Here is a 3647-nt window from a genome sequence, read left to right as displayed (position 1 = left end):
CAAGAACGTCCAGGCCCGGATGTCGCGTTCCAGGGCCTGGACGTTCTTGTGGACGCCGCGGCGTACCTGCCGCTCGGTCAGCAGTCCGAACCACCGCTCGACCTGGTTGAGCCAGGAGGAGTAGGTGGGGGTGAAGTGCATGTGGAAGCGCGGGTGCGCCGCGAGCCAGCGCTGTATCGCCGGTGTCTTGTGCGTAGCGTAGTTATCGCAGATCAGGTGCACCTCCAGCCCCTCGGGCACCTCCTTGTCGATGCGGGCGAGGAACTTCTTGAACTCCGTGGCCCGGTGGCGGCGGTGCAGCTGGCCGATCACCTCCCCGGTGGCCACGTTCAACGCGGCGAACAGGGTGGTGGTGCCGCCGCGCAGGTAGTCGTGGGTGCGGCGCTCGGGCATGCCCGGCATCATGGGCAGCACCGGTGCCGAGCGGTCCAGCGCCTGGATCTGGGACTTCTCGTCCACGCACAGCACCAGGGCGTGCTCGGGCGGGGCGAGGTAGAGGCCCACGATGTCGCGGACCTTGTCGATGAACTGCGGGTCGGTGGACAGCTTGAAGGTGTCGACCATGTGCGGTTTGAGGCCGAAYGTGCGCCAGATGCGCGAGACGGTCGACTGCGACAGGCCGGTGGCCTGGGCCATCGACCGGGTCGACCAGTGGGTGGCGCCGGCCGGGGTGGACTCCAGGGTCTGGACGATCACGTCCTCGACCCGCGCGTCGGTCACGGTGCGCGGCGCGCCGGGRCGCGGCTCGTCGACCAGCCCCTCCAGGCGGTCGGCTGCGAACCGCTTGCGCCACTTGGCCACCGTGACCGGGTGAACCCCAAGATCCTTGCCGATCCGRGTGTTTGATGCCCCGTCTCCGCAAGCCAGCACGATGCGGCAGCGCAGCGCGAGAGCCTGGGAAGAGGTGCGGCGCCTCGCCCAGCGCTGCAGCGTYTCGCGTTCGTCGTCGGTGAGAACCACCTCGACCGTGGGCCGTCCCATGCGCGCCATGACCCCAGCATACTTATGCAACGAATCAAAGACTCAAGACACTAGTAGGGCTTTGTTAGGTCCTGTGGTGTGGTTCCGGGGTCGGTGCAGGTTGGCCGCATATCGAGCAGGCGCCGGTCCAGGTGGCCAGGAGGGCCTGGAGTGCGCGGAGGACCGCGTAGAGGGTCAGGCCGGCGCAGGGACTTTTGGGTCGAGCCGCAGCAGGGTGCAGAAGGCCTGGGCGAGGGAGGCGAGGGTGACGTGCCGGTGCCAGCCGGGATAGTTGCGGCCCTCGAAGTGGTCCAGGCCCAGACCGTCCTTGAGCTCGCGGTAGTCGTGCTCGACTCGCCAGCGGATCTTGGCGGTGCGGACCAGGTCGCGCAGCGGGGTGTCGGCGGGCAGCGTCGAGAGCCAGTAGTCGGTGGGCTCCGCGGCACCGGGCGGCCACTCGGCCAGCAGCCAGCACTCGGGCAGCGAGCCGTCGGCGGCTCGGCGGATGGTGCGGTTGGCCGGGCGGACCCGCAGCGCCAGGAAGCGCGAGCGCATCGCGGCGCGGGGGTTGCCCCTGGTGGCCTTGCTGCCCTGGCGCCAGGTCACGGCCCGTGCCGTCGATCGCCCTGCATCCAGGGCGAGTTGACGCAGAGTGGTGTGCGGCTGCGGGTAGGCCGGGACGGGCGGGCGCCCCCGGCCGGAGTACGGCACCCGCTCGGGGACCGCGTCGCCCGGGTAAGCGGTGGTGGTGCCCTTGACCGCGACGGCGCAGGCCAGACCGCGTTCGGTCAGCCCTTCGCGGAAGCCGGTGGCATCCCCGTAGCCGGCGTCGGCGACCACCGGCAGATCGGGCAGTTCCCAGTCCTGGCGGGCCTCGTCGAGCATGTCCAGGGCCAGGCGCCACTTCTCCCGGTGCCGCTCGGCCTCGGGAATGCCGGCCCGCTGCCTGCGGCGGCGGATCGCCTCGGCCAGCAGCTTGTCGTCGCCGACCGTGGCATCGTCCCAGCTGTCGGGCAGGGGGTCGGCCCCTACGGGGAGAACAGGCGCCAGTCGACGGCCGCCGAGGCGCGGTCGGACACCAGGTTGAGGCTCACGCCGATCTGACAGTTGCCCCGCTTGCCCAACGCGCCGCAGTACATCCGCGCCACCCCCGGGGAGTCGTAGCCGTCCTTGGGGAAGCCCACGTCATCGATGGCGTACGCCTCCGGCGAGATGTGCGCGGCGGCCCAACGGGCCATCCGCTCCCGGACCGCGGTCCAGTCCCACGTGGAGGAGGAGACGAACTGCTGGAGCTGCTGGTGGTCCACGCCCAGACGCTCGGCCATCGGCTGCATCGACTTGCGCTTACCGTCCAGCATCAGCCCGCGCAGGTACAGCTCGCCCTTGGCCCGCTGGTCCCGCCGCGGCAGCGAGCCCAGCATCTGGGCCGCGAACGCCTCCAGGCGCGGGCGGACCGCCTCCATCTCCTCAGGTGTCACACCCGGAAGAAGATCACACCCTATCCGGCAAGGATCAGCCGGGGGACCTAACAAAGCCCTACTAGTGGTGATTTGTTGACTTTGGGCGGAGGGTGCAGTAGGCCGGTGGGGAGGGGTTTTCCCTGCTCGGAGGTGGTCCTGATGGCGACCGCGAGGCGTCCGTGTCCGCCGGCCCCGGGCCCGCTGGAGGACTATGCGGCCCAATTCGATGATCTCTTCTCGTCGCTCGCCCAGCGGCGGGGTTTCCGGGAGTACCTGACCGGGCTGCTGCTGCCGCGGGACCGGAACAAGACGCTCACGGCCCTGGCCGGGGCCGAGCCGGTGGCCGGGGCTCAGCATCCGGCGGTGCAGCGGCTGCAGTTCTTCCTGTCCGAATCCACGTGGGACCCCGAGCGGGGATGGCGTCCCGCGACGTGGTGTAGGCGATCAACGTTGGGGCGTACGCCGGGGCGTGCGGTCACCTGGATTTCGCTCCCTGCCCGACAGGTGGGCCACCATGCAACTCTCCCTGGTAAACGGCCAGTTCAACCAGGAGGTGCAGGGTGGCCCTGTCCCAGCATGACTTACTCCGGCTGCTGGAGTCACTGCGTTCGGCAGACGGGCTCGAACTCGTCCGTTCCGTGGCCGAGCGGATGCTGCAGGAGCTGATCGAGGCCGAAGCGACGGCGAGGATCGGCGCGGAGTGGAACGAACACACCGAGACACGTACCGCGTTGCGCAACGGGCACCGCGACAAGACGCTGACCACGCAGGCCGGCGACCTGGACCTTGCGATCCCCAAGCTGCGCTCGGGCAGCTTCTTCCCGAGCCTGCTGGAGCGGCGCCGCCGCATCGACCAGGCCCTGTTCGCCGTCATCATGGAGGCCTACGTCCACGGCGTGTCCACCCGCTCGGTCGACGACCTGGTCAAGGCACTGGGCGCGGACAACGGGATCTCCAAGAGCGAGGTCTCGCGGATCTGCGCGGGCCTGGACACGCAGCTGACCGCGTTCCGTACCCGGCCCCTGGACCACATCCGCTTCCCCTACGTCTATCTCGATGCGACCTACTGCAAGGCGCGGGTCGCGCATCAGATCGTCTCGCGGGCCGTGGTGATCGCCACCGGCATCACCGAGGACGGCGGTCGGGAGGTGCTGGGAGTGATGGTCGGCGACAGCGAGACCGAAGTGTTCTGGACCCAGTTCCTCCGTCACCTGCGCGAACGCGGCC

The 3647-nt window shown here is 69.7% G+C and carries 2 protein-coding genes and 1 pseudogene; 1 reads left to right on the top strand and 2 read right to left on the bottom strand.

The features are described 5' to 3' along the window. Together DIZ27_RS44125 and DIZ27_RS44120 are read right to left on the bottom strand one after the other, a co-directional pair. On the bottom strand, window positions 1-990 hold a 990-nt coding region (locus DIZ27_RS44125), incomplete at its 3' end, for an IS630 family transposase (RefSeq protein ID WP_109383874.1). A 165-nt stretch (window positions 991-1155) separates the two neighbouring features. Next, a pseudogene (locus tag DIZ27_RS44120) lies at window positions 1156-2438 on the bottom strand (IS701 family transposase). A 542-nt stretch (window positions 2439-2980) separates the two neighbouring features. On the opposite strand from DIZ27_RS44120, the gene DIZ27_RS44110 reads away from it, so the two are divergent. Continuing rightward, window positions 2981-3647: IS256 family transposase (locus DIZ27_RS44110; protein ID WP_109383875.1), on the top strand; the 667-nt coding region annotated here is incomplete at its 3' end.

The sequence above is a fragment of the Streptomyces sp. NWU339 genome (assembly GCF_003143855.1).
Taxonomy (GTDB): Bacteria; Actinomycetota; Actinomycetes; order Streptomycetales; family Streptomycetaceae; genus Streptomyces.
This window is presented reverse-complemented; position numbering and strand designations above follow the sequence as displayed.